The sequence below is a fragment of the Aeromicrobium chenweiae genome, assembly GCF_003065605.1.
Taxonomy (GTDB): Bacteria; Actinomycetota; Actinomycetes; order Propionibacteriales; family Nocardioidaceae; genus Aeromicrobium; species Aeromicrobium chenweiae.
This window is the reverse complement of sequence record NZ_CP026952.1, coordinates 1,495,888-1,520,646: the sequence shown is the minus strand read 5'-3', so window position 1 is coordinate 1,520,646 and position 24,759 is coordinate 1,495,888. Positions and strand designations below refer to the sequence as shown.

At 71.6% G+C, this 24,759-nt stretch carries 24 protein-coding genes; 1 reads left to right on the top strand and 23 read right to left on the bottom strand.

Annotated features, from left to right (window positions below):
• Nucleotides 1-20: 20 nt before the first annotated feature.
• From C3E78_RS07370 to priA, 19 genes are all read right to left on the bottom strand, one after another.
• Entirely contained in the window at nucleotides 21-1,487 is a 1,467-nt protein-coding gene (locus C3E78_RS07370) for a glutamate synthase subunit beta (RefSeq protein WP_108577676.1), read from the bottom strand.
• Entirely contained in the window at nucleotides 1,480-6,054 is a 4,575-nt protein-coding gene (gene gltB / locus C3E78_RS07365) for a glutamate synthase large subunit (protein ID WP_108577675.1), read from the bottom strand. Before gltB ends, C3E78_RS07370 begins: the two co-directional genes overlap by 8 nt.
• A gap of 143 nt (nucleotides 6,055-6,197) precedes the next feature.
• The gene (locus C3E78_RS07360) at nucleotides 6,198-6,623 is read right to left on the bottom strand and encodes a universal stress protein (protein ID WP_108577674.1); all 426 of its coding nucleotides are present in this window, start codon (nucleotides 6,621-6,623) and stop codon (nucleotides 6,198-6,200) included.
• Between the two features lie 49 nt (nucleotides 6,624-6,672).
• Entirely contained in the window at nucleotides 6,673-7,404 is a 732-nt protein-coding gene (locus C3E78_RS07355; protein ID WP_108577673.1) for a VIT1/CCC1 transporter family protein, read from the bottom strand.
• A 25-nt stretch (nucleotides 7,405-7,429) separates the two neighbouring features.
• Nucleotides 7,430-8,236 (bottom strand): UbiA family prenyltransferase, encoded by an 807-nt coding sequence (locus tag C3E78_RS07350; RefSeq protein WP_199906960.1) that lies wholly within the window; start codon nucleotides 8,234-8,236, stop codon nucleotides 7,430-7,432.
• Between the two features lie 40 nt (nucleotides 8,237-8,276).
• On the bottom strand, nucleotides 8,277-9,155 hold the full coding sequence (gene lgt, locus C3E78_RS07345) for a prolipoprotein diacylglyceryl transferase (RefSeq protein ID WP_199906959.1): 879 nt from the start codon (nucleotides 9,153-9,155) through the stop codon (nucleotides 8,277-8,279).
• Between the two features lie 2 nt (nucleotides 9,156-9,157).
• The gene (gene trpA, locus C3E78_RS07340) at nucleotides 9,158-9,955 is read right to left on the bottom strand and encodes a tryptophan synthase subunit alpha (RefSeq protein WP_108577672.1); all 798 of its coding nucleotides are present in this window, start codon (nucleotides 9,953-9,955) and stop codon (nucleotides 9,158-9,160) included.
• The gene (trpB, locus tag C3E78_RS07335; RefSeq protein ID WP_108577671.1) at nucleotides 9,952-11,178 is read right to left on the bottom strand and encodes a tryptophan synthase subunit beta; all 1,227 of its coding nucleotides are present in this window, start codon (nucleotides 11,176-11,178) and stop codon (nucleotides 9,952-9,954) included. The genes trpA and trpB overlap by 4 nt, the downstream gene beginning before the upstream one ends.
• Before the next feature lie 69 nt (nucleotides 11,179-11,247).
• Entirely contained in the window at nucleotides 11,248-12,054 is an 807-nt protein-coding gene (gene trpC / locus C3E78_RS07330; protein ID WP_108577670.1) for an indole-3-glycerol phosphate synthase TrpC, read from the bottom strand.
• A gap of 97 nt (nucleotides 12,055-12,151) precedes the next feature.
• Complete coding sequence (locus C3E78_RS07325) at nucleotides 12,152-12,577, bottom strand: DUF2752 domain-containing protein (RefSeq protein WP_199906958.1); 426 nt, start codon at nucleotides 12,575-12,577, stop codon at nucleotides 12,152-12,154.
• A 4-nt stretch (nucleotides 12,578-12,581) separates the two neighbouring features.
• Nucleotides 12,582-13,277: an RDD family protein gene (locus tag C3E78_RS07320; protein ID WP_108577669.1), complete on the bottom strand. Its 696-nt coding sequence runs from the start codon at nucleotides 13,275-13,277 to the stop codon at nucleotides 12,582-12,584.
• A gap of 39 nt (nucleotides 13,278-13,316) precedes the next feature.
• A complete protein-coding gene (locus C3E78_RS07315; RefSeq protein WP_108577668.1) occupies nucleotides 13,317-13,520 on the bottom strand; it encodes an HGxxPAAW family protein in 204 nt (67 codons plus the stop codon).
• A gap of 41 nt (nucleotides 13,521-13,561) precedes the next feature.
• A complete protein-coding gene (locus C3E78_RS07310; RefSeq protein ID WP_159085835.1) occupies nucleotides 13,562-14,113 on the bottom strand; it encodes a Trp biosynthesis-associated membrane protein in 552 nt (183 codons plus the stop codon).
• A gap of 26 nt (nucleotides 14,114-14,139) precedes the next feature.
• Nucleotides 14,140-14,505 carry a phosphoribosyl-AMP cyclohydrolase gene (gene hisI / locus C3E78_RS07305; protein WP_108577666.1) on the bottom strand — a complete coding sequence of 122 codons (366 nt, stop codon included), beginning with the start codon at nucleotides 14,503-14,505 and terminating at the stop codon, nucleotides 14,140-14,142.
• The gene (locus C3E78_RS07300) at nucleotides 14,502-16,340 is read right to left on the bottom strand and encodes an ABC transporter ATP-binding protein (RefSeq protein WP_108577665.1); all 1,839 of its coding nucleotides are present in this window, start codon (nucleotides 16,338-16,340) and stop codon (nucleotides 14,502-14,504) included. The genes hisI and C3E78_RS07300 overlap by 4 nt, the downstream gene beginning before the upstream one ends.
• The gene (locus tag C3E78_RS07295; protein WP_235833711.1) at nucleotides 16,337-18,187 is read right to left on the bottom strand and encodes an ABC transporter ATP-binding protein; all 1,851 of its coding nucleotides are present in this window, start codon (nucleotides 18,185-18,187) and stop codon (nucleotides 16,337-16,339) included. Before C3E78_RS07295 ends, C3E78_RS07300 begins: the two co-directional genes overlap by 4 nt.
• Nucleotides 18,177-18,938: an imidazole glycerol phosphate synthase subunit HisF gene (gene hisF / locus C3E78_RS07290; protein WP_108577664.1), complete on the bottom strand. Its 762-nt coding sequence runs from the start codon at nucleotides 18,936-18,938 to the stop codon at nucleotides 18,177-18,179. Before hisF ends, C3E78_RS07295 begins: the two co-directional genes overlap by 11 nt.
• Before the next feature lie 161 nt (nucleotides 18,939-19,099).
• A complete protein-coding gene (locus tag C3E78_RS07285; RefSeq protein WP_108577663.1) occupies nucleotides 19,100-19,636 on the bottom strand; it encodes a DUF1707 SHOCT-like domain-containing protein in 537 nt (178 codons plus the stop codon).
• Between the two features lie 3 nt (nucleotides 19,637-19,639).
• Nucleotides 19,640-20,362 (bottom strand): bifunctional 1-(5-phosphoribosyl)-5-((5-phosphoribosylamino)methylideneamino)imidazole-4-carboxamide isomerase/phosphoribosylanthranilate isomerase PriA, encoded by a 723-nt coding sequence (priA, locus tag C3E78_RS07280; protein WP_108577662.1) that lies wholly within the window; start codon nucleotides 20,360-20,362, stop codon nucleotides 19,640-19,642.
• A 44-nt stretch (nucleotides 20,363-20,406) separates the two neighbouring features.
• On the opposite strand from priA, the gene C3E78_RS07275 reads away from it, so the two are divergent.
• On the top strand, nucleotides 20,407-21,090 hold the full coding sequence (locus C3E78_RS07275; RefSeq protein ID WP_108577661.1) for an alpha/beta fold hydrolase: 684 nt from the start codon (nucleotides 20,407-20,409) through the stop codon (nucleotides 21,088-21,090).
• Between the two features lie 3 nt (nucleotides 21,091-21,093).
• On the opposite strand, the gene hisH is transcribed toward C3E78_RS07275, so the two are convergent.
• From hisH to hisD, 4 genes are read right to left on the bottom strand one after another with little or no spacing between them, the layout of a single operon-like run.
• Nucleotides 21,094-21,729: an imidazole glycerol phosphate synthase subunit HisH gene (gene hisH / locus C3E78_RS07270; protein WP_108577660.1), complete on the bottom strand. Its 636-nt coding sequence runs from the start codon at nucleotides 21,727-21,729 to the stop codon at nucleotides 21,094-21,096.
• The gene (gene hisB, locus C3E78_RS07265) at nucleotides 21,726-22,349 is read right to left on the bottom strand and encodes an imidazoleglycerol-phosphate dehydratase HisB (RefSeq protein WP_108577659.1); all 624 of its coding nucleotides are present in this window, start codon (nucleotides 22,347-22,349) and stop codon (nucleotides 21,726-21,728) included. Before hisB ends, hisH begins: the two co-directional genes overlap by 4 nt.
• Nucleotides 22,346-23,422, bottom strand: coding sequence for a histidinol-phosphate transaminase (locus C3E78_RS07260; protein ID WP_108577658.1), 1,077 nt, complete (start codon nucleotides 23,420-23,422; stop codon nucleotides 22,346-22,348). Before C3E78_RS07260 ends, hisB begins: the two co-directional genes overlap by 4 nt.
• Nucleotides 23,422-24,747, bottom strand: coding sequence for a histidinol dehydrogenase (gene hisD, locus C3E78_RS07255; RefSeq protein ID WP_108577657.1), 1,326 nt, complete (start codon nucleotides 24,745-24,747; stop codon nucleotides 23,422-23,424). The genes C3E78_RS07260 and hisD overlap by 1 nt, the downstream gene beginning before the upstream one ends.
• Nucleotides 24,748-24,759: the final 12 nt, after the last annotated feature.

The following is a 24,759-nucleotide window of genomic DNA, read 5'->3' as shown; positions in this document are numbered from 1 at the left end:
AAAGCCGGCAACCGCCCCCCTCAGACGGTCAGTGGACGAGCGTTCGGCGGGATCGGCGCCGGCAGGTTCGTCGAGCCCGAGAGGTACGCGTCGACGCCCGAGGCGGCCGAGCGGCCCTCCGCGATGGCCCACACGATGAGCGACTGGCCACGTCCTGCGTCGCCCGCGACGAAGACACCGTCGACGCTCGACATGTAGCTCTTGTCGCGCTTGACGTTGCCGCGCTCGTCCAGCTCGCAGCCGAGCTGGTCGACCAGGCCCTCGGTCTGCGGACCGGTGAAGCCCATCGCGAACAGCACGAGCTGCGCCGGCAGGTCCCGCTCGGTGCCCTCGATCTCGGTGAGCTTGCCGTCGACGAGCTCGACCTCGACCAGGCGCAGAGCGCTGACCCGACCCTCGTCGTCGCCCACGAACTCCTTGGTCGACACCGAGTAGACGCGGTCGCCGGCCTCTTCGTGGGCCGAGGACACGCGGTAGGTCATCGGGTACGTCGGCCAGGGCTGGTGGCCCGGACGCTCGGTGCCCGGGTTCGGCATGATCTCCAGCTGGGTGACCGAGCGCGCGCCCTGGCGCACCGACGTGCCGAGGCAGTCCGCGCCGGTGTCGCCGCCGCCGATGATGACGACGTCCTTGTCGGTCGCGAGGATCTGGTCCTCGACGTGCTCGCCGAGCGCGACGCGGTTGGCCTGGGGCAGGAACTCCATGGCCTGGTGGATGCCGGCAAGCGAACGTCCCGGAGCGGGCAGGTCCCGCCGCAGCGTCGAGCCGATGGCCAGCACGACCGCGTCGTAGCGGTCCCGCAGCTGGTGGCCGGTCAGCGTGTCGCCGACCTGCACGCCTGTGCGGAAGACCGTGCCCTCACGCTCCATCTGGGAGATCCGGCGGTCGACGTGGACCTTCTCCATCTTGAACTCGGGGATGCCGTAGCGCAGCAGCCCACCGGGCTTGTCGTCGCGCTCGTAGACCGCGACGGTGTGGCCGGCCCGGGTGAGCTGCTGGGCGGCCGCGAGGCCGGCGGGGCCGGAGCCCACCACGGCGACGGTCTTGCCGGTCAGCCACTCGGGCGCCTCGGGACGGACCCGACGGTCGTCCCACGCCTTGTCGATGATCGAGACCTCGACGTTCTTGATCGTCACCGCGTCACGGTTGATGCCGACGACGCAGGCGGTCTCGCACGGGGCGGGGCACAGGCGCCCGGTGAACTCCGGGAAGTTGTTCGTCGCGTGCAGACGGTCGAGAGCCTCGTCCCAGTCGTCACGCCACACCAGGTCGTTCCACTCCGGGATCAGGTTGCCCAGCGGGCAGCCGGAGTGGCAGAACGGGATGCCGCAGTCCATGCAGCGTCCGGCCTGCTCGGTGATGATGGGCAGCAGGGCCCGCCCGGGACCACCGGGGTAGACCTCGTTCCAGTCCTTGACGCGCTCCTCGACGGGACGACGCTCCGCGACCTGGCGGGGGGTGTTGATGAAACCTCTGGGATCAGCCACGTGCGGCCACCTCCATCATGCGTGCTGTGGTGTCTTCCTCGGACAGGCCTTCGGCCTCGGCGGCGGCGCGCGCCTCCAGGACCAGCCGGTAGTTGACCGGCATGATCTCGGTGAATCGGGTGAGCGAGTGCTCCCAGTCGGACAGCAGCTGCTCGGCGACCGCCGACCCGGTCTCCTCCTGGTGCTTGCGGACCAGGCGTTCGAGCTCGATCGCGGCGGCCTCGGGGACCGGCCGGGTCTCGACCATGTCGGTGTTGACCAGGTCCTCGTCGAGGTCCAGGACGTACGCCGAACCGCCGCTCATGCCCGCGGCGACGTTGCGTCCCGTCGGGCCGAGGATCACGACCCGGCCGCCGGTCATGTACTCCAGCGCGTGGTCGCCCACGCCCTCGACGACCGCGCTGGCGCCGGAGTTGCGGACGCAGAAGCGCTCGCCGACCTTGCCGCGAAGGAAGATCTCCCCGCTCGTCGCGCCGAAGCCGATGACGTTGCCGGCCACGATCTGCGCCTCGGCGGTGAACTGTGCCTCCCGCGGCGGTCGCACCACGATGCGTCCGCCCGACAGGCCCTTGCCGACGTAGTCGTTGCCGTCGCCCTCGAGCCTCAGCGTGATGCCCTTCGGCACGAACGCGCCGAACGACTGCCCGGCCGAGCCGAGGAACGTCAGGTCGATCGTGTTCTCGGGCAGGCCCTCGCCGCGGTAGCGCTTGGTCACCTCGTGCCCGAGCATCGTGCCGACCGTGCGGTTGACGTTGCGGATGTCGAGCTGCGCGCGGACCGGCTCGCCCCGCTCGAGCGCATCGGCGCTGAGCGCGATGAGCTCGTTGTCGAGCGCGCGGTCGAGGGCGTGGTCCTGACTGGTCGTGTGGTGCAGCGACGCACCCTCCGGCAGCTCGGGCACGTGGAAGATCGGCGTCAGGTCGAGGCCATCCGCCTTCCAGTGCTCGACCGCGCGGTTGGCGTCGATGACCTCGGCGTGGCCGACGGCCTCCTCGATCGAGCGGAAGCCGAGGGCCGCGAGGTGCTCGCGGACCTCCTGCGCGATGTAGGTGAAGAAGTTGACGAGGTACTCGGCCTTGCCGGAGTACTTCTCCCGCAGCGCCTTGTTCTGCGTCGCGACGCCCACGGGGCAGGTGTCGAGGTGGCAGACCCGCATCATGATGCAGCCGCTGACGACCAGCGGTGCGGTCGCGAAGCCGAACTCCTCGGCACCGAGCAGCGCCGCGATGACGACGTCGCGACCGGTCTTGAGCTGGCCGTCGGCCTGGACGACGATGCGGTCGCGCAGCCCGTTGAGCAGCAGCGTCTGCTGGGTCTCGGCGAGGCCGAGCTCCCAGGGTCCGCCCGCGTGCTTCAGCGACGTCAGCGGGGACGCGCCGGTGCCGCCGTCGTGGCCGGAGATCAGGACCACGTCGGCCTTGGCCTTCGAGACGCCCGCCGCGACCGTGCCGACGCCGACCTCGGACACGAGCTTGACGTGCACGCGGGCCGACGGGTTGGCGTTCTTCAGGTCGTGGATGAGCTGCTTGAGGTCCTCGATCGAGTAGATGTCGTGGTGCGGCGGCGGCGAGATCAGGCCGACACCGGGCGTCGAGTGACGGGTCTTGGCGACCCACGGGTAGACCTTCGGGCCGGGCAGCTGGCCGCCCTCACCGGGCTTGGCTCCCTGCGCCATCTTGATCTGGATGTCGTCGGCGTTGGTCAGGTACTCCGACGTCACGCCGAAGCGTCCGGACGCGACCTGCTTGATCGCCGAGCGGCGCTCGGGGTCGTACAGACGGTCCGGGTCCTCGCCGCCCTCGCCGGTGTTGGACTTGCCGCCGAGGCGGTTCATCGCGATCGCGAGGGTCTCGTGCGCCTCCTGGCTGATCGAGCCGTACGACATCGCACCGGTGGAGAACCGCTTGACGATCTCCGAGACCGGCTCGACCTCCTCGATCGGGACGGCGGGGCGCAGTCCCTCCTTGAAGCCGAACAGGCCGCGCAGGGTCATCAGCCGCTCGGACTGGTCGTCGACCCGCGAGGTGTACTGCTTGAAGATCTCGTACGAGCCGCTGCGCGTCGAGTGCTGCAGGCGGAAGACCGTCTCGGGGTCGAACAGGTGCTCGGGGCCCTGACGGCGCCACTGGTACTCGCCGCCGACCTCGAGGTGACGGCGCGGGCCGGCGATGCCGCTGGTCGGGTACGCCGTGAGGTGCCGTGCGCGGACCTCCTGGGCGATGACGTCGAGACCGACGCCGCCGAGCTTGGAGGAGGTGCCGGTGAAGTACGCCTCGACGACGTCGTGCGACAGACCGACGGCCTCGAAGATCTGCGCGCCGGTGTAGGACGCGACCGTCGAGACGCCGATCTTGCTCATCACCTTCAGGACGCCCTTGCCCAGGCCGTAGACGACGTTGCGCAGGGCCTGGCCCGGCGCGACACCCTCGACGAAGACCTTCTCGCGGGCCAGGTCCTCGGCGGACTCGAGCACGAGGTACGGGTTGACCGCGGTCGCGCCGTAGCCGATGAGCAGCGCGACGTGGTGGACCTCGCGGACGTCACCGGCCTCGATGATGAGCCCGGCCTGGGTGCGGAGCTTCTCGCGCACCATGTGGTGGTGCACGGCGCCGGTGAGCAGCAGCGACGGGATCGGCGCGAGGTCGGCGTTGGAGTGCCGGTCGGACAGCACGATGATGCGGGCGCCGCCCGCGATCGCGCGGGAGACCTCGGCGCAGATCTCGTCGAGCTTGGCGCGCAGCGCCTCTCCCCCACCGTGCACGTCGTACAGACCCCGGACGACGTGGACCGAGAAGCCCGGCATGTCGCCGTCCTTGTTCATGTGCCGGATCTTGGCGAGCTCGTCGTTGTCGAGCACCGGGAACGGCAGCTGCAGCATGCGGCAGGACGCCGGGCTGGGCGCGAGCAGGTTGCGCTCGGGGCCGATCGTGCCCGCGAGAGACGTGACGACCTCCTCGCGGATCGCGTCCAGCGGCGGGTTGGTGACCTGCGCGAACAGCTGCGAGAAGTAGTCGAACAGCTGGCGCGGACGGTCCGAGATCGCGGCGATGGGCGTGTCGGTGCCCATCGACCCGATGGCCTCGGCGCCGGTGCGCGCCATCGGCGCGATGAGGATGCGCAGCTCCTCCTCGGTGTAGCCGAAGACCTGCTGGCGGCGCGTGACCGACGCGTGGGTGTGGACGATGTGCTCGAGGTCCGGCAGGTCCTCGAACCGCACGAGGCCGGAGTACAGCCACTCGTCGTACGGGTGCTCGGAGGCCAGCGTGCTCTTGATCTCCTCGTCCTCGATGATGCGGTGCTCGTCGAGGTCGAGCAGGAACATCTTGCCCGGCTCGAGACGGCCCTTGCGGACGATCGTCTTCTGGTCGATGTCGAGGACGCCGGCCTCGGAGGCGAGCACGACGAGGCCGTCGTCGGTGACCCAGTAGCGGCCCGGACGAAGGCCGTTGCGGTCCAGGACCGCGCCGATCTGGTTGCCGTCGGTGAAGCACACCGCGGCGGGACCGTCCCAGGCCTCCATGACCGAGGAGTGGAACTCGTAGAACGCCCGCCGGGCGGGGTCCATGTCGGTGTCGTTCTCCCACGCCTCGGGGATCATCATCATGACCGCGTGCGGCAGGGAGCGGCCGCCGAGGTGCAGGAGCTCGAGCACCTCGTCCAGGGACGCGGTGTCGCTGCCCTCCGGGTCGCAGATCGGGAAGAGCCGCTGCATGTCGCCGGGGATCAGGTCGCTCTCCAGCAGCGCCTCGCGCGCCCGCATCCAGTTGCGGTTGCCGCGGGCGGTGTTGATCTCACCGTTGTGGGCGACGAAGCGGAACGGGTGTGCGAGCGGCCAGCTCGGGAACGTGTTGGTCGAGAAGCGGCTGTGCACGATCGCCAGCGCGGACTCCATGCGCTCGTCGAGCAGGTCGGGGAAGAAGCCCTCGAGCTGGTCGGTCGTGAGCATGCCCTTGTAGACCAGCGTCCGGCTCGACAGGGACGGGAAGTAGACGCCGAGCTCGTGCTCGACGCGCTTGCGCAGTCCGTACGCGGCCCGGTCCAGGGCGATGCCGGTGAGCTGCTCGCCCGCGGACGTCAGGAACATCAGCGCGAACGACGGCATCGCGCCGCGCGACATCGAGCCGAGGATGTCGGGGTTGACGGGGACGTCGCGCCAGCCGAGGACCGTGAGGTTCTCCTCGACGGCCATCGCCTCGACCGCGGCGCGGGCCTCGGCCGCGGCGTCCGGGTCGACCGGCAGGAACGCCATGCCGCACGCGTACGAGCCGAGCTCGGGCAGCTCGACGCCGCCGACCGCGCGCAGGAACGTGTCGGGGACCTGGATGAGGATGCCCGCACCGTCACCCGTGTCGGGCTCTCCGCCGACCGCGCCTCGGTGGTCGAGGTTGCGCAGCGCGGTGAGTCCCTTGGCGACGATGTCGTTGCTGGGGACGCCGGTCAGGGTGGCGACGAAGGCCACTCCGCAGGCGTCGTGCTCGTTCGCCGGGTCGTACAGACCCTGGGCGGCGGGGAGCGTGGACAGCGGCGCGAAGGGCTTCTTCGGCAAGGACTGGGGCTGGGCGCGCATGCTGGGGCCCTTTCTCACGTCATCAGTGGTCACGAATACTTCGTACCGGGGACGACGTTGGCCTCGGACAGCATCACAAGATTACACACCCCCGACGCCGGGTGCGACACGGCTCGCCCCGGCGTGCGGGACGAGCCGTCGGATCAGACCGTCTTGACGATGTAGACGTCGCAGGGCGCGTGGTGCGCGACGTCCGTGGCGACGCTGCCCAGGATGCGTCCGATGCCCTGCACCCGCCGGTTGCCGACCACGATGAGGTCGGCCTGGATGTCCTTGGCGACCTGCACGAGGGCGTCGCCGGGCTTGCCGTGCGCCAGCCCCACGTGCACCTCGGCGGTGATGCCGGCCAGCGAGTTCGCGACCTCGGTCGCGATCGCCTCGGCGCGCTCACCGGGCGTCAGCAGGCGGACGTCGCCGAGCACGACGTCGTCGTCGACGCGGGTCTTCTCGTCGACGGCCGTCACGACGTGGAGCCGGGCCCCGGTCGCGGCCGCCAGCTCGGCGGCGGTCTGGGCGGCCTGGCGGGCGCTGTCGCTCCCGTCGACTCCGACGAGGATGATCTTGGGCATGGGGGCCTCCTGAGGGTGGACCCCCAGCCTAGCGAGACAGGCAGACGCCTCAGCCGAGCGACGCCCCGACCGCCTCGCCGACGAGATAGGTCAGGCCCGCGGCCGCACCGCCGAGCAGGAGCTGGCGGATGCCGCCGTACCACCACGTGCGCGCGGTGACCCGGGTGACGAGGGCCCCGCACCCGAACAGGCCGAGCAGGGACAGGCCGATCGCGGGCCACGCCGTCTCGAGGCCCACCAGGTACGACAGCAGCGGGATGAGCGCACCGATCGCGAACGACACGAACGACGAGACGGCCGCGAGCATCGGCGAGGCCAGGTCGTCGGTGTCGACGCCGAGCTCCTCCCGGGCGTGGACCCGGAGCGCGCGCTCGGGGTCCACGTGGATCTCGCGCGCCATCTCGCGGGCGACGTCCTCGTTGACGCCCTTCGCGACGAACATCGCCGCGAGCTCGGCCTCCTCGGCGGGCTCGTTGCGCAGGATCTCGTTGCGCTCGACCTCGACCTGGGCGAGGGCGAACTCGCGCTGGCTGGCGACCGACGTGTACTCCCCCGCTGCCATCGAGAACGCGCCGGCGGCCATCCCGGCCAGGCCGGCCAGGACGACCGGGCGCGTGCCGGACTCGGCGGTGCCGCCGACCACGCCCATCATGAGCGCGAAGTTGGAGACCAGCCCGTCCATCGCGCCGAACACCGCGGGGCGGAGCCAGCCACCGTTGACGTCGGGGTGCTCGTGCCCGATGTCCGCGGGGTCCGGCAGGGGCTCGTACGCATCGGTCATACCCAGAAACTACCCACGTCTGCGGTCAGCTCCGCAGCAGCAGCGCGACGACGTCCACCAGCGCGATCCCGAGGACGGCGCGGAACGAGCCGCGTCCCGGCGTCAGCCGCCCGACCAGCAGCAGCACGCCGCAGGCGACCAGGGCCGTGACCCCCACGGCGTCGAGGCCCTCACCCGGGACGGCCACCGTCACCACGGTGCCCATGAGCAGCAGCACCGTGGCGGCGTCGAGGGAGCGCCGCGCGCCGAGCCGGTGCGGCAGCCCTCTGACACCCGTGAGCCGGTCGTCCTCCAGGTCCGGCACGGCGTTCACGAGGTGCGCGCCGGTGCCGAGCAGGGCGCCGGCGGCGACGGTCCACAGGGCGGCCGGCTCATCGCGGACCGCAAGCGACACCACGACGGGGAGACCGCCGAAGCACACCGCGTACGGCAGCCACGACAGCACGGTGCGTTTGAGGCCGAGGTCGTACGCCCAGCCGGCCGCCACCAGCGCGAGGTGCAGCGTGCCGGGGCGGGCGCCCAGGGACAGCGACGCGGCGACCGTGCCGACCAGCGCCACGGCCACGGACGTCCGTACGACCGTCACGTCGAGCGCGCCGGTCGCCAGCGGCTTGTCCCGGCGCCCCGCCCGCACGTCGCGGTCACGGTCGACGAGGTCGTTGGTCCAGCCCACGGTGAGCTGTCCGGTCAGCGCGGCGACGCCGATGAGCAGCACAGCCGCCGCGGACGCGTCCCACGTGGCCGCGAGCACCATGGTCACGGCGGTGACCGCCAGTGCCGGCTCGGGATGGCTGGCGCGGACCAGCGCCGCCGCCGATCCGCCCGAGCTCACCCCCTCACCGTAGGCGCTCAGGCCGGGCGCTGGCGGGACATCACTCCTGATCGGTGCGGACGTCCCGCGGGGCGGCGTCCTCGTCCGCGCTCTCCTCGACGACCGGGCCGGTGGCGGACCTGTGTTTCCGGGCGGCGATGAACCACGCGAGAGCGAGCAGGAACACCACCACGGACGTGAAGACGTTCAGGCGGATGTCCGCTCCGAACAGGGCGACGTGGTTGGCCTCGTCGATGCGCAGCTGCTCGATCCAGAACCGGCCTGCGGTGTAGAGCATCGCGTACAGCGCGAACGCGCGGCCGTGCGTCAGCTTGACCCTTCGGTCGATCGCGATGATGAGGGCGGCCGCGGCCAGGTTCCACAGCAGCTCGTAGAGGAACGTGGGATGGAACGTCGCGAAGTCGAGATAGCCCGACGGCCGGTTCTCCGGCGAGATCTCGAGCGCCCAGGGCACGTCCGTGGGCTTGCCGAACAGCTCCTGGTTGAAGTAGTTGCCGATGCGGCCGATCGCCTGCGCCACGAGCAGCCCGGGCGCGAGCGCGTCCGCGACCGCCGAGAACGACACGCCGTAGCGGCGGCACGCGATGTACGCACCGAGTGCGCCGCCCGCGACCGCGCCCCAGATGCCGAGCCCGCCCTTCCAGATCAGGAACGCGTCGAGGGCGTTGCGGCCGTCGCCGAAGTACAGCTCCGGGTCGGTGACCACGTGGTAGATGCGCGCGCCGATGATGCCGAACGGGATCGCCCAGATCGCGACGTCGCCGATCACGCCGGCCCGGCCGCCGCGGGCCTGGAACCGGCGGTCGCCGATCCAGATCGCGACCAGCGCACCGATGATGATGCCCAACGCGTACGCCCGGAGCGGCAGCGGTCCGAGGTGCCAGACGCCCTCGGAGGGGCTCGGGATGTACGCGAGCATCGTCAGCTCCTCTCGACGCCGGCGCGGAGGTCCTGCGCCAAGGTGCGGACCGCGTCGAGCCCGGCGGACTCGGTCGGGGCGTCCAGCAGACAGCGTACGAGGGCCGAGCCCACGATGACAGCGTCCGCATATGCGGCGATCTCGTGGGCCTGCGCCCCGTTGGACACGCCCAGTCCCACGCCGACCGGCTTGTCGGTGACCTTGTTGACCCGGGCGACGAGCTCCTCGCCCAGCGAGCTGGTCTGGTCGCGGGCGCCGGTGACCCCCATGACGGCCGTCGCGTACACGAAGCCGCTGGCGGCCTCGACCGTCATCTGCAGGCGCTCGTCGGTCGACGACGGCGCGACGAGGAAGATCCGGTCGAGGTCGTGCGCGTGCGACGCCGCGATCCACTCGGCGGCCTCGTCGGGGATCAGGTCCGGCGTGATGAGCCCGGACCCGCCGGCCGCGGCGAGGTCGGCGGCGAACCGGTCGACGCCGTAGCGCTCGACCGGGTTCCAGTAGGTCATGACGACGGTGGGCGCACCGGTCGCGGCGCTCGCGCGGACCACATCCATGACGTCGGCCGGGCGGGTGCCGCCGAGCAGCGCCTGGTCGGCGGCGGCCTGGATCACGGGGCCGTCCATCACGGGGTCGCTGTAGGGCAGGCCGACCTCGACGAGGTCCACTCCCCCCTCGACCATGGCCTCGATGGCCTTGACCGACATCTCCTTGGACGGGAACCCGGCCGGCAGGTAGCCGACGAGCGCCGCACGGTTCTGCGACCGCGTGCGCTCGAAGAGCTCGTCGATCGCGCTCATTCCTCGACCCCCTGCTCCAGGACGACCGGCTCGTCGATCAGCCCGAAGTACTCCGCGGCGGTGTGCACGTCCTTGTCGCCGCGACCCGACAGGTTGACCAGGATCGTGGCGTCGGGGCCCAGCTCCTTGGCCAGGTCGAGGGCACCGGCGAGCGCGTGCGCCGACTCGATCGCGGGGATGATCCCCTCGGTCTTGCACAGCAGGTCGAACGCCGACATCGCGGCGGCATCGGTCGCGGGGACGTACGACGCCCGCCCGGTGTCGGCGAGGAACGAGTGCTCCGGGCCGACGCCCGGGTAGTCCAGGCCGGCCGAGATCGAGTGCGACTCGACCGTCTGGCCGTCCTCGTCCTGCAGCAGGAACGACCGCGCGCCGTGCAGCACGCCGACGTCGCCGCCGGTGATCGTCGCGGCGTGGCGACCGGTCTCGACGCCGTCACCGCCGGCCTCGATCCCCACCAGGCGCACGTCCGCGTCGTCGATGAAGGCCGTGAACAGGCCGATCGCGTTGGAACCGCCGCCGACGCAGGCGACGGCGGCGTCGGGCAGCCGGCCGTCGAGGGCCAGCACCTGACGGCGGGCCTCGTCGCCGATGCCCCGGGTGAGGTCGCGGACCATGCTGGGGAACGGGTGCGGCCCCGCAGCGGTGCCGAACAGGTACGACGTCGTGTCGACGCTCGCGACCCAGTCGCGCAGCGCCTCGTTGATCGCGTCCTTGAGGGTTCGGCTGCCGCTCGTGACCGGGACGACCTCGGCGCCCAGCATCTTCATGCGGGCGACGTTGAGCGCCTGGCGCTCGGTGTCGACCTCGCCCATGTAGACCGTGCACTCCAGGTCCAGGTACGCGCACGCCGTCGCGGAGGCGACACCGTGCTGGCCCGCACCGGTCTCGGCGATCGCGCGCGGCTTGCCGATCCGCTTGGCGAGCAGCGCCTGGCCGATCACGTTGCGGATCTTGTGGGCACCGGTGTGGTTGAGGTCCTCGCGCTTGAGCAGGATGCGGGCGCCGGCGGCCTCGGAGAAGCGGTGCGCCTCGTACAGCGGGCTCGGGACGTTCGCGTACTCGCGCAGCATCCGGTCGAGCTCGGCCATGAACACCGGATCGGCCTTGGCGTCGGTCCACGCCCGGTCGAGCTCGTCGAGGGGGGCGATGAGCGCCTCGGGCATGAAGCGGCCGCCGAAGCGTCCGAAGTGGCCGGTGGTGTCGGGTTGTGCGTACGTCATGGGTCCTCGGAGGGGGTCAGGGACGGCGGTGGGCGGGCGGAGGCGCGTCACCGCAGCACGGTGACGCCACTACCAGCGGTGCTGCAGGGCCGGGTGGGCACCGGCTGCGACGAGGTCCGCGACGGTCGCGCGGGGGTCGTCGCCACGGACAAGGGTCTCGCCGACCAGGACGACGTTGGCGCCGGACTTGGCGTAGTCGATGACGTCGCGGGGTCCGCGCACGCCCGAGGCCGCGACCTTGACCGCGGTGTCGGGGATGAGGGGGGCGAGACGGTCGAACGTGCCGCGGTCGACCTCGAGGGTCTTGAGGTTGCGGGCGTTGACACCGATGAGGTTGGCCCCGGCGTCGACCGCGCGGTGCACCTCGGCCTCGTCGTTGACCTCGACCAAGGGGGTCAGGCCGATCGACCTGGCCCGCTCGATGAGGCTCTCCAACGCGATCTGCTCCAGCGCGGCGACGATCAGCAGCGCCATGTCGGCACCGGCGGCACGGGCCTCCCACAGCTGGTAGGAGGTGGTGATGAAGTCCTTGCGCAGCAGCGGCACGTCGACGGTGCCGCGCACGGCACGCAGGTCGGCCAGGGTGCCGCCGAACCGGCGCTCCTCGGTCAGCACGCTGATCGCAGCGGCGCCGCCTGCGGCGTAGTCGGCGGCCAGCGCAGCCGGGTCCTTGATCGTGGCGAGCTTGCCCTCGCTGGGGCTCGAGCGCTTGACCTCGGCGATCACCGAGACGCCGTCGGACCGGAACGCCGGCATCGGGTCGAGCGCAGGGGGCTGACGTGAGGCCTGCTGCTTGAGGTCGTCGAGGCTGGTCGCGGCCATCCGCGTCTCCAGGTCCTCGGCCACGCCGACCAGGATCTCGTCGAGCACTGACATGGATCCTCCTCCGCGGCCGATGGTCCTTCGTTCAAGAGTATCCCGGCCCGGGTTCGCCCGGACCCCGGGCTCTGGTACCAGCGGAGATCACTGATCCTCAGGGGGCGAGCCAGCTGCCCCACGGAGTCATCCGGACGACGGTGAACACCGCCATGACCGTCAGGACCACGACGACCGCCCGACCGTGCAGCACGATCATGCGGTCCCGCTGACCCCGCCACCGGCGCACGACCCACAGGACCCACGCCACTGCCAGGACGCCGGCCAGCACGACGGCCAGCGCGTTGCTGCCCAGTGCACCGACCAGGTCGCCGCGCGTCAGGTCGTTGGCCGCACGGAGACCCCCGCACCCAGGACAGGGCTGCCCGGTCAGCGCCAGGAACGGGCAGAAGCCGTACGTCCCGGAGTCGTGCGGGTCCCTCACGTGCAGCAGGACGGCGACGGCCGCCCCCGCGAGGCCGACCGCCGCCGGAGCCACCAACGGGTGGACCGGCGTGCGGGCGGCGACGCCAGGGGCGGCCACGGGATCAGCTCGCGCTGAGGACGACCGTCGAGACGACCTTGTCGTGCAGAGCCTGCTTCTTGTCGTCCCACAGCGGCCACAGCACGTTGATGTAGCACGTGATGGGCGTCAGGATCGCCAGCAGCAGGTAGCGGCCGAAGGCCAGACCGGCGCCCATGGGCTGGCCGTCCTGCATCTTGACGACCCGGATGCCGACGATCTTCTTGCCCACCGTCTGGCCGGTGCGGCCCTGGCGGAACACGAAGTTCCACAGCGAGTACGCGAAGGCAGCGACGTAGCCGAGGATCAGCAGGACGTAGCCGAGCGGGTTGGCGTCCTCGTACGTGGTGTTGCCCGAGATGTCGGTCGTCTCGGTGCCCGTGGTCGCGATGATCACGAAGCCGACGATGACCGGGATGATCGCGATCGCGGCGCCGATGAGGCCGTCAAGCAGGTAGGCCCCGACACGCGACCCCCATCCGGCGTACGCACTCGGGCCGGTGGGCTGGCCGTAGCCCTGCGGCGGCTGCGGGTAGCCGGGCGCCTGGCCGTAGCCCGGTGCCTGGCCGTACGCGGGCGGCTGACCGTACGCGGGCGGCTGGCCGTAGCCCGGCGGGGGCGGCGGCGCCTGGCCGTAGCCCGGTGCGCTCGGCGGCTGCTGCGGCGGGCCCTGCGGGCCGTCCTCGCCCGGGTACTGCGGGTACTGCGGGTGGTCGGTCATGGCGAATCCCCAAATTCGTCGGCGCTGCTCGGGTGTGGGTCAGTGGTGCGAGTGCTCGGCGCGGTCCACGCCGAAGCCGGCGGCGGCCATGCCCCAGCCGATGAGACCGGACGCCAGGGTGATGCCGACGCCGATGTAGAACACGATCCAGTTGGGTTCCGGGATCAGTCCGATGCCGCCGACGGTGATGCCGAGGAGGCACAGGAGGACTCCGGTCCAGGCGGCTGGCGATGATCCGTGCATGGGACAACTCTCCTCGGTGCGTGATGGAACTGGGGGCCAGACTACTGGGTGGGATCCTCGCCCTCGTCCATCGCCTTCCACATGTCGCTGTCGGAGACGTCCTTCGTCCGGGCCGGCCGGGCCGCAGGCGCCTCGTACCGCGTGCCCATCGTGGGCCAGGCGCCGGCCCACCGGACCGTCGCGGCACCGAGCAGGAAGGCCAGGACGAACGCCAGCACGGTGACGGCGTACCAGGGAGTGGCCGAGATGTCGCCGACTGACTCGGGGCCGGTGAAGGCCGGGGACTCCTCGGCGGCGGCCCGCAGGGCGCGGTCCAGCGAGGCGCTTCCCGACGGCGGCGCCACCACGACGGCCAGGACCGAGACGACCATCAGCAGGACGCCGACGACGCGTCGCAGGCGCGGCCCCGCGGCGAGGACGGCGAGCGACCCGGTGACGACCACCAGCGCGAGGGCCGACACGAGCGGCTCGGCATCGGTGCCGCTGACCGCGACGGTCGCGGACGGCAAGCCGTCCGAGGCCAGCTTCGCGTCCGCCCACGCCCGCGACGCGGCGAAGAACGCCAGGCCACCCGCGGCCAGGGTGGCAAGCACGACGGGCCCGTAGAGCCGCCGTGGGGTCACAGCAGGCGGTCCGCGTCGAAGCAGGTGCGGTCGCCGGTGTGGCAGGCGGGGCCGGTCTGGTCCACGACGACCAGCAGGGTGTCGCCGTCGCAGTCGAGACGGACCTCGCGGACCTCCTGGATGTGCCCGGACGTCTCGCCCTTGACCCAGTAGGACTGGCGGCTGCGGCTCCAGAACGTGCCCCGGCGGGTGGTGAGCGTGCGGTGCAGCGCCTCGTCGTCCATCCAGCCGACCATCAGCACGTCGTGGCTGGTCGCGTCCTGGACGACCGCGGGCACCAGCCCGTCGGCGTCACGCTTGAGGCGTCCGGCGATGGCGGCGTCGAGGCTGGTCACGGGACCCAGTGTCTCAGGTGGGGTCATGAGGGCTCCGCGACGGCCTGCGGCCCGGAGATCGACGCCTGCGCGACCCAGCTCGCGTGCAGCCGGGCGTACACCCCGTCGCCGTCGACGAGCTGCGCGTGGCTGCCGTCCTCGACCAGCCGGCCCGCGTCGAACACGAGGATCCGGTCGGCGTTCTCGGCCGTGGAGAGGCGGTGGGCGATCGTGACGCTGGAGCGTCCGTCGAGCAGCTTGTCGAGCGCCCGGGTGGCGCGGAGCTCGGTCTGCGGGTCCACGGCGCTGGTGGCCTCGTCGAGCACGATGAGCTGCGGATCGGCCAGCGCGGAACGGACGAGGGCCACGATCTGCCGCTCCCCCGCCGACAGCGACTCGCCGCGTTGACCCACCTGCGTGTCGAGACCGTGCGGCAGGCTCGCGAACCAGTCGGTCAGCTCGAGCTCGTCGATGACCCCCACCAGCTCGCGGTCGGTCGCGTCCTTGCGGCCGTACAGCAGGTTGTCGCGCAGCGTGGCGTCGAACAGGAAGCCCTCCTGCGGGACCATCAGCACGTGGCTGCGCAGGTCGGCGAACGAGACGTCACTGATGTCCTGCCACGTCCCAGCGCTCGTGCCGAGGCCCACGACGCCCTCGGTCGGGTCCATGAGGCGGGTGAGCAGCTTGGCGAACGTGGTCTTGCCCGACCCGGTCTCCCCCACCACCGCGACCCGCTGCCGCGGGGCGATCTCGACGTCGACGTCCTTGAGCACCGCCGGGCCGCCGGGGTACGCGAACGTGACGTGGTCGAAGCGGGCGCTCAGCGCACCGCCGGGCAGCGGCCGGCCCGCGGCCCCCGGGTCGACGACGTCGGCCGGGGTGTCGAGCAGGTCGATCACCCGGCGCCAGGACGCGATCGCGTTCTGCGCGTCGGTCAGCACCTGGGTCGCGGTCTGGACCGGGCCGACGAACAGCCCCACCAGGAACGCGAACGCAATGACGGTGCCCATCGACAGGTCGCCGGCCACGCCCAGGACGACGCCGATCGCGATGACCGCACCGTTGGCGAGGCCACCGGCCACGCCGGACGCGGCGAACGTGACGGCGACCAGCTTCTGGGCCTTGACGTTGGCGTCGAGGTTGCCCTTGATGCCGGTGTCGACCCGGTCCTGCGTGCGCTTCTCGATCGCGTACGCCCGCACCACCGAGGCGCCGACGACGGGCTCGCCGATCACCGCGATCATCTCGCCCACCGTGCGACGCACGATGTCGTACGCGTCGCTGAGGCGTTGCGCGAACCACTTCAGGCTGATCGCGAGCGGCAGGAAGCAGACCAGCACGACGATCGTCAGCTGCCACGAGTAGTACGCCATGATCGCCGTCGCCACGAGGATCTGGCCGAGGCTCACCACGATCTGGATGCCGGTGAACTGCAGGAACTGCGAGACCTGGTCGATGTCGGACGTCACGCGCGAGACGAGCACACCGCGCCGCTCGGAGTTCTGGGTCAGCATCGACAGGTCGTGCACGTGGCGGAACGCGTCGACGCGCATCTGCGCCAGCCCGGTCTCGCTCGCGACGAACAGCCGGATGCGCATCCAGTAGGCCACGCCGCCGGTGAACAGGATCAGGACCGCGGCGATGCACAGGAACCCGGCGATGTCGCCGACGCTGGTGGTGCCCCCGTCGCCGAGGCCGGAGTCGACCGTCCGCTGGATGAGGATCGGGATGACCGAGCCGCCCACGGTGCTGAGGATGGCCAGCGCGATCGTGAGCCACAGGCCGTCCTTGATGGCCGGCGACAGCGCCAGGCCGCGACGGATGATCGCGGTCCCGCCGAGGCGGCTCGGCTCGATCTCCGGGAGATCGTCGGTGGTGCTCATGACAGGGCCTCCCTCGCCTGGTCGTAGGCATTGACGAGGTTGCTGTAGTCGGGCGACGCCGCGACCAGCTCCTCGTGGCTGCCGCGGGCGGCGATCGCGCCCTCGTCGAGGAAGACCACCTCGTCGGCCAGGGCGATCGTGGCCTTGCGGTACGCCACGACGAGGACCGTCGGGCCCTCCCCGTCGGAGGTCTGGGCGGCGAGCGCCTTGAGGATGCGCTGCTCGACCTCGGGGTCGACCGCGCTGGTCGCGTCGTCCATGACGAGCAGGCGCGGGTGCCGCACGAGCGCGCGGGCGAGCGACAGCCGCTGACGCTGCCCGCCCGACAGGGTCGTGCCCCGCTCGCCGAGCTCGGAGTCGAGCCCTCGGGGCAGCGCCGCCACGAAGTCCGCGGCCTGGACGGTGCGGAGCGCCGACCAGACCTCGTCGTCGGAGTAGTCGGCCCCGAGGGTGATGTTCTCGCGGACGCTGTCGTCGAACAGGAACGTCCCCTGCGGGACGACGGCGATCACCCGGGCCAGCTCGTCGTGCGTCAGGTCGCGGACGTCCACGCCGTCGACGGTGATGCGCCCGGACTGCGGGTCCACGAGGCGGGTGAGCAGCGACGTGAGCGTGCTCTTGCCGCTGCCGGTCGCGCCGACGACCGCGACGACGCGGCCGGGCTCGACGTCGAGCGAGATGTGGCGCAGCACGTCGCGGTCCGCGTCGTCGAAGCGGAACGTGAGGTCCTCCACGCCGAGCCGGACCGGTCCGGTGCCGGGCAGGGTCCGGGTGCCGTACGGCATCGAGCCGCGCTCCTGCAGCACCGACTCGACGCGCTCCCAGCTGACGACGCTGCGAGGCAGCTCGCCCAGCACCCAGCCGATCGCGCGGACCGGGAAGGCCACGACCGTGAACAGGTAGGCCACGGCCACGACGTCGCCGGGGTCGGCGGCACCGCTCGCGACGCGCCCGACGCCGAGCACGACGACGAGCAGGATGCCGATGTTGGGCAGGGCCTCCAGCAGCGGGTCGAACAGGCTGCGGATGCGGCCCACGGCGATGTTGGCGTCACGCAGCTCGTGCGAGACGTCACGGAAGCGGTCGGTCTCGTCGGTCTCGCGACCGAGCGACTTCACGACCAGCGCCCCGTCGAAGGACTCGTGCGCGACGGCGCTGACCGAGCCGCGCAACGACTGCGCGTGGGCCACCTTCGGCGAGAGCCAGCGCTGGTAGAAGACGTTGATGATGAACAGGGCCGGGAACACGACGAGGCCCACCAGCGTCAGGACCAGGTCGGCCCGGACCATCTCGGCGACGGCCGCCACCAGCATCGCGATGACGCCGATCGCCATCGGCAGGGGCATGAAGACCGCCCATGCCCCCTCGACGTCGGCGTTGGCGTTGGACAGCAGCTGTCCGGTCGGGTGCCGGTGGTGCCACGACATCGGCAGGGAGAGGTACTGGCGGGTGACCCGGCGGCGGTACTCCGCGACGAGCCGGTAGTAGACGATGCCGCCGATGAGGCGGCGCGCCACGATGCCGAGCGCCCTCAGGATCGCGACCGCCATGAACAGCGCGATGGCCGTGACGAGTGCGCCCTCGGTCACGTCGCCGCGAGCGAACGACGGCCGGATGACGTGGTCCGTCGCCCAGCCGAGCACGCGGGCGTCCGCGACGGTCATGAAGCCGAACAGGATGCTGCCCAGGACCGAGACCCAGAACAGGAACCGCTGCTCCTTGATGCCGCGTCCGAGCAGCGCGAAACCACGACGCGTGATCTTGTCGGTCCGGGCGTCGCCGAGGTCGCGGTCCCCCGGCTCCGAGCCGGTGTCGGTCTCGAGGGGGTCGGTCGTGTTAACGGACACGATGTCCAGCAGCTCGCAAGGTCTCTTTCACCTGTCCGATGGTCAGGTCGCCGAAGTGGAACACACTCGCGGCGAGCACGGCGTCGGCGCCGGCCTCGATCGCTGCGGGGAAGTGATCCAGCCGTCCGGCGCCACCGCTCGCGATGAGCGGCACCTGTGTAACGTCACGGACCGCCCGAATCATTTCCAGGTCGAAGCCGTCCTTGGTGCCGTCGGCGTCCATCGAGTTGAGGAGCACCTCGCCGGCGCCGAGCTCGGTGGCCCGGCGGGCCCACTCCACCGCGTCGATCCCGGCCGACCTGCGCCCGCCGTGGGTCGTCACCTCGAAGCCGCTGGGCTGCTCCGCGGAACGCCGGGCGTCCACGCTCAGCACGAGGACCTGGTTGCCGAAGCGGTGGGCGATCTCGGCGATGACCTCGGGACGGTCGATCGCCGCGGTGTTGATGCCCACCTTGTCGGCGCCGGCCCGCAGGAGCCGGTCGACGTCGTCGGCCGTGCGGACGCCGCCGCCGACCGTGAGCGGGATGAACACCTGGTCGGCGGTCCGGCCGACGACGTCGAACGTCGTGCTGCGGTTGCCCGACGAGGCGGTGATGTCCAGGAACGTCAGCTCGTCGGCACCCTCGGCGTCGTACACCTTGGCCATCTCGACGGGATCGCCCGCGTCGCGCAGGTCGACGAAGTTGACACCCTTGACGACCCGACCGTTGTCGACGTCCAGGCACGGGATCACGCGTACGGCAAGACTCACCAGAGGAGCCTATCCGGGCCCCCGAGAACCCCGGGGCGCGGTGCACACGCCACCGTCTGCCCGACGCGCGGTGCACACGCCACCGAATGGGCGCCAAAACACGCTCAGAAGGTGACACAAGCACCGCGCCCCGGGGAGGCCACGCACCGAGCCCCGCTCGCTCAGTCGCCGAGCTCGTCCTCGCGCGCGCGGCGGACACGCCGGGTCTCGGCGATCTTGTCCTCGATGGCCTCGATCCGGGACTCGGCGTTGAGCCGGGTCGCGACGTACCCGATGCCCACGCCCAGCGACGGGAACACCGGCCAGAAGAAGAGCGGGTCACCCGCCGCGACGCTCGTCGCACCCCAGATGGCCGTGCACAGCCCCGACACGAACAGCCAGCCGTTGCGGGCGTCCCGCAGGTCACGCTGGTAGCGGACCACGGCCTGCGCCCGCAGGTCCGCCGAGACCCCGGTCGCGGGGACGGGTGCGGACGGGACCAGGTCGGTCAGCAGGGGCAGGAAGCCGGCCATCGAGCGGACGGCCAGGGCGGCCGTGCTGCGCTCGTCGTACTCGCCACGCGTGAGCCGCCCGTCGGCGTATGCCTCACGCAGGGCCGCAGCCGCGACGTCGCGGTCGGTGTCGGACGCCTTCAGGTCGGCCGAGGCGGCCGCGCGCGGGTCGGCCGAGAACGCCGACCAGACGTCCGCGGCCGGCACGGGTCAGCCCCGCACCGCTGCGAGGGCCTCCGGCAGCGTGAACGCACCCGCGTACAGCGCCTTGCCGACGATCGCGCCCTCGACACCGATGCCGGTCAGGGTCGCGATGTCGCGCAGGTCCTGGAGGCTGGAGACACCGCCGGAGGCGACGACCGGCTTGTCGGTGACCTCGCACACCCGGCGCAGGAGATCCAGGTTCGGGCCGGTCAGCGTGCCGTCCTTCGTGACGTCGGTGACGACGTAGCGGGCGCAGCCGTCACGGTCGAGCCGGGCGAGGACGTCGAACAGGTCGCCACCCTCCTCGGTCCAGCCGCGCGCGGCCAGCGTCGTCCCGCGGACGTCCAGCCCGACGGCGATGCGGTCGCCGTACTGGCCGATGGCCTTGGCGCACCAGTCGGGGTTCTCGATCGCGGCGGTGCCCAGGTTGACCCGCGTGCAGCCGGTGGCCAGCGCGGCCTCGAGGGAGGCGTCGTCGCGGATGCCACCGGAGAGCTCGACCTTGACGTCGAGGCGACCGACGACCTCGGCCAGCAGCTCGCGGTTGGAGCCCTTGCCGAAGGCGGCGTCGAGGTCGACCAGGTGGATCCACTCCGCCCCGTCGGTCTGCCACTGCAGCGCGGCGTCGAGCGGGGATCCGTACGCGGTCTCGCTGCCGAGCTCGCCTTGGACGAGGCGCACGGCCTGTCCGTCGGCGACGTCGACGGCGGGAAGAAGTTCGAGGGTCACGCGAGTGATGGTATCTGTCGCTCTCCAGGACTAGCGTGCTCGGTATGAAGGTGATCCTCGTGCCCGGCTTCTGGTTCGATGCCTCGTCCTGGGACCGGATCGTCCCTGCCCTCGAGGCCGCCGGTCACGACGTGACCGCCCTGACACTTCCGGGCATGGAGTCCCCGGACGCGGATCGGTCCGCGATCACCCTGGCAGACCACGTCGCGGCGGTGCTGGCGGCGATCGACGCGACCGACGGGCCGGTGGTCCTGGCGGGCAGCAGCTTCTCGGGCAAGCTCGTGCAGATCGCCGCCGAGGAGCGGCCGGAGTCGATCGCGCTCGCGGTCTACGTCGACTCCCTGCCGCAACCCGTGCGCAGCGACTCCACCGAGGTGCCGCCCGGCGTCGAGATCCCGTTCTCGTGGGACGAGCTGAGCGACGACGAGCAGCGCGACCTCGGACCCGAGCTGCGCGAGCAGATCGAGCGGCAGGCGATCGGGTTCCCCGCCCAGGTCGTCCGCGACGGCTGGACCATGAAGGACGGCCGGCACCACGACGTGCGCACCCTCGTGGTGGCCAGCGGGTTCGACGCCGCCAAGCTGCGGGAGTGGCGCGACGACTACCCCGAGATCGCCGCGGAGATCGACGCCCACACCGATCTCACGATCGTCGAGCTGCCCACGAGCCACTGGCCGCACCTGACCCGCCCGGACGAGCTGGCCGACATCCTGCTCGAGGCGATCTGAGCCTCAGAGCGTCGCGAGCCAATTCTGCAGCAGCAGCCTGCCGGCATCGCCGGACTTCTCGGGGTGGAACTGCGTCGCCCACAACGGACCGTGCTCGACCGCCGAGACGAACCGCTCTCCCCCGTACTCGGTCCAGGTGACCTGCGGCTCCGGGAACGCCGGCGGCTGGGACAGCACCCAGTCGCGCAGCCCGTAGGAGTGCACGAAGTAGAACCGCTCGTCCTCGAGGCCTGCGAACATCCTCGAGCCCTCGCCGGGCTCGACCGTGTTCCACCCCATGTGCGGCACGATCGGCGCCTGCAGGCGCTCGATGACGCCCGGCCACTCGCCGCACCCCTTCGTGCGCACACCGTGCTCGATGCCCTCGGAGAACAGGATCTGCATGCCGACGCAGATGCCCATCACGGGCTGGCCGGCGATCAGACGGCGCTCGATGATGCGGACGCCGTCGACCTCCTCCAGCCCGCGCATGCAGGACTCGAAGGCGCCGACCCCGGGGACCAGGAGACCGTCGGCCTCCGCCGCCACGCGGGCGTCGGACGTCAGCTCGACCTCGGCGCCGGCGCGCTCGACCGCACGCACCGCCGACCGCAGGTTGCCCGAGCCGTAGTCGAGGACCGCGACGCGCTTGCGCGTCACAGGGCACCCTTGGTCGAGGGGACTCCCGACTCGCGCGGGTCGAGGGCGATCGCCTCGCGGAACGCGCGGGCCACCGCCTTGAACTGGGCCTCGGCGATGTGGTGCGGGTCGCGGCCCTCCACCAGACGGACGTGCATCGTCACCCCGGCGTGGTGCGCGAGGGACTCCAGCACGTGGGCGGTCAGCGAGCCGGAGTACTGGCCCCCGATGATCGCGGTGATCTGGCGGTCCGGCTCCCCGGAGTGCACGAAGTAGGGACGGCCCGAGACGTCGACGACGGCCTGGGCCAGCGACTCGTCCAGCGGCACGAGCGCATCGCCGTAGCGCCTGATGCCGATCTTGTCGCCGAGCGCCTCGCGGATCGCCTGCCCCAGGCAGATGGCCGTGTCCTCGACCGTGTGGTGGGCGTCGATGTGCAGGTCGCCCTCGGTCTTGACCGTGAGGTCGATCAGCGAGTGGCGCGAGAACGCCGTCAGCATGTGGTCGTAGAAGCCGACGCCGGTCGAGATGTCGTTCGCGCCGGTGCCGTCGAGGTCGACCTCGACCACCACGTGCGACTCGGAGGTCTTCCGCTCGATGCGCGCTGTGCGGGCCTCGCGGTGTGTCGTGCGAAGGCTCATCGGGTCACCTCCTGGAGTGCTGTCCTGAATGCCTGCATGTCCTGTGGCGTGCCGATCGACACGCGCAACCATCCTAGGGGCCCGACCTCGCGGATCAGCACGCCGCGGTCCAGCAGCCCCTGCCAGATGGCATGGCGGTCCTCGAACCGGCCGAAGAGCACGAAGTTGGCGTCGGACTCGGCGACCTCGAAGCCCTGCTCCCGCAGCCAGTCCGCGGTCTCGTCCCGGGTGGTCCGCAGGGCGTCGACCTGGGCGAGCAGCTCGTCCTGGTGCCGCAGCGCAGCGGTCGCGGCGGCCTGGCTGACCGCGGACAGGTGGTACGGGAGCCGGACGATGCGCAGCGCGTCGATGATCGCGGCGTCCGCCGCCACGTAGCCGAGTCGTCCACCGGCGAGGGCGAACGCCTTGCTCATCGTGCGGGTCACCAGCAGGCGGGGGAACTCGTCGAGCAGCTCGAGCGCGCTGGGCGTCCCGTCACGACGGAACTCCGCGTACGCCTCGTCGACCACGACGACTCCCGGCGCCGCCTCCAGCACCGCGCGGGTGTGCGCGGGGTCCAGGGCCGTGCCGGTGGGATTGTTGGGCGAGGTCAGGATGACGACGTCGGGCTGCTCCTCGGCGATGAGCGCGAGGGCCGCGTCGACGTCGAGGCCGAAGTCCTCACGCCGGCGTCCGGCCACCCAGCGCGTGTGGGTGTTGCGCGCGTACTCGGGATACATCGAGTAGGTCGGCGCGAACGAGACCGCCGTCCGTCCCGGGCCGCCGAAGGCCTGCAGCACCTGCTGCATGACCTCGTTGGAGCCGTTCGCCGCCCACACCCGCTCGGGGGTGAGCCCGTGGCCCAGGTACGCCGCGAGCGACGTCCGGAGCTCGGTGGCCTCCCGGTCCGGGTAGCGGTTGAGCGTCAGCGCGACCCCGTGCACGGAGTCGGCGATGTCACGGGCCGTCTCCTCGCTCGGGCCGTACGGGTTCTCGTTGGTGTTGAGCTGGACGGGCACGTCGAGCTGGGGCGCACCGTACGGCTCGTCGTCCCGGAGCTCCTCGCGGATCGGGACCCAGGCGGGAACGGGCATCAGCGTGACGTCCGGATCGACACGGCCGCGCCGTGCGAGGGCAGGTTCTCGGCCTCGGCCAGCGTCACGACGTGGTCCCCCACCTCGCGCAGCGCCGCCTCGGAGTAGGTCACGACGTGCATGTTCTTGCAGAACGCGCGCACCGAGAGCCCTGACGAGTGGCACGCGCAGCCGGCCGTCGGCAGGACGTGGTTCGAGCCGGCGGCGTAGTCGCCGAGCGACACGGGGGTGTGCGATCCCACGAAGATGGCGCCGGCGTTGACGATCCGGGCGGCGACCTGGGCGGCGTCGGCGGTCTGCACCTCGAGGTGCTCGGCGGCGTACCCGTTCGCCACGTCGACGGCCTGGTCGAGGTCACGGACCAGGACGGTCGCGGACTGCGGACCGTCGAGGGCCGTGCTGATGCGGTCCGCGTGCCGCGCGGTCTCGAGCTGCAGGTCCACCTCGACCTCGACCGCGGTCGCGAGGACGTCGCTGTCGGTGATCAGGACGCTGGCCGCCATCGGGTCGTGCTCGGCCTGGCTGATCAGGTCGGCGGCGATGAAGGCCGGGTCGGCGGTGTCGTCGGCGATGATCGCGATCTCGGTCGGGCCGGCCTCGGAGTCGATGCTGACCGTGCCCTGCAGGTGACGCTTGGCCGCCGCGACGTAGATGTTGCCGGGGCCGGTGATCAGGTTGACCGGGCGGCAGTCGACGCCCTCCTCGGACGCGGCACCGTACGCGAACATCGCGAGCGCCTGCGCTCCCCCGGCCGCATAGACCTCGTCGATGCCCAGCAGCGCGCACGCCGCGAGGATCGTGGGGTGCGGCAGGCCGCCGAACTCCGCCTGGGGCGGGCTGGCCAGCGCGATGCCGGGCACGCCCGCGACCTGGGCGGGCACGGCGTTCATGACGACCGTGCTGACGAGGGGCGCGAGGCCGCCGGGGACGTAGAGGCCGACGCGCTGCATCGGGACGATGCGGCGCTCGACGGTCGCGCCGGGCGCGACGTCGGTGACCAGCGACTGCTCGAGCTCGGCGGCGCAGGTCTGCCGCAGGCGGCGGACGGACTCCTCGAGGGCGGTGCGGATCTCGGGCGCCAGGTCCGCGAGCGCATCGGCCAGAGCGGACGCCGGGACGCGCAGCTGCGCGGGACGGACGCCGTCGAACTTCTCCCCGGCGTCGAGCACCGCCGCGGTGCCGCGGGTCCGGACGTCGTCGCAGATCGGCCGCACGGCGGCCAGGGCGTGCTCGACGTCGACCGCCGCACGCGGGACGGCCGCGCTGTACACAGCGGCGGCCTCGTCGGTGGTGGGGTCGAGCTCACGAAGGTCGAGACGTCTCATCACGACGCCAAG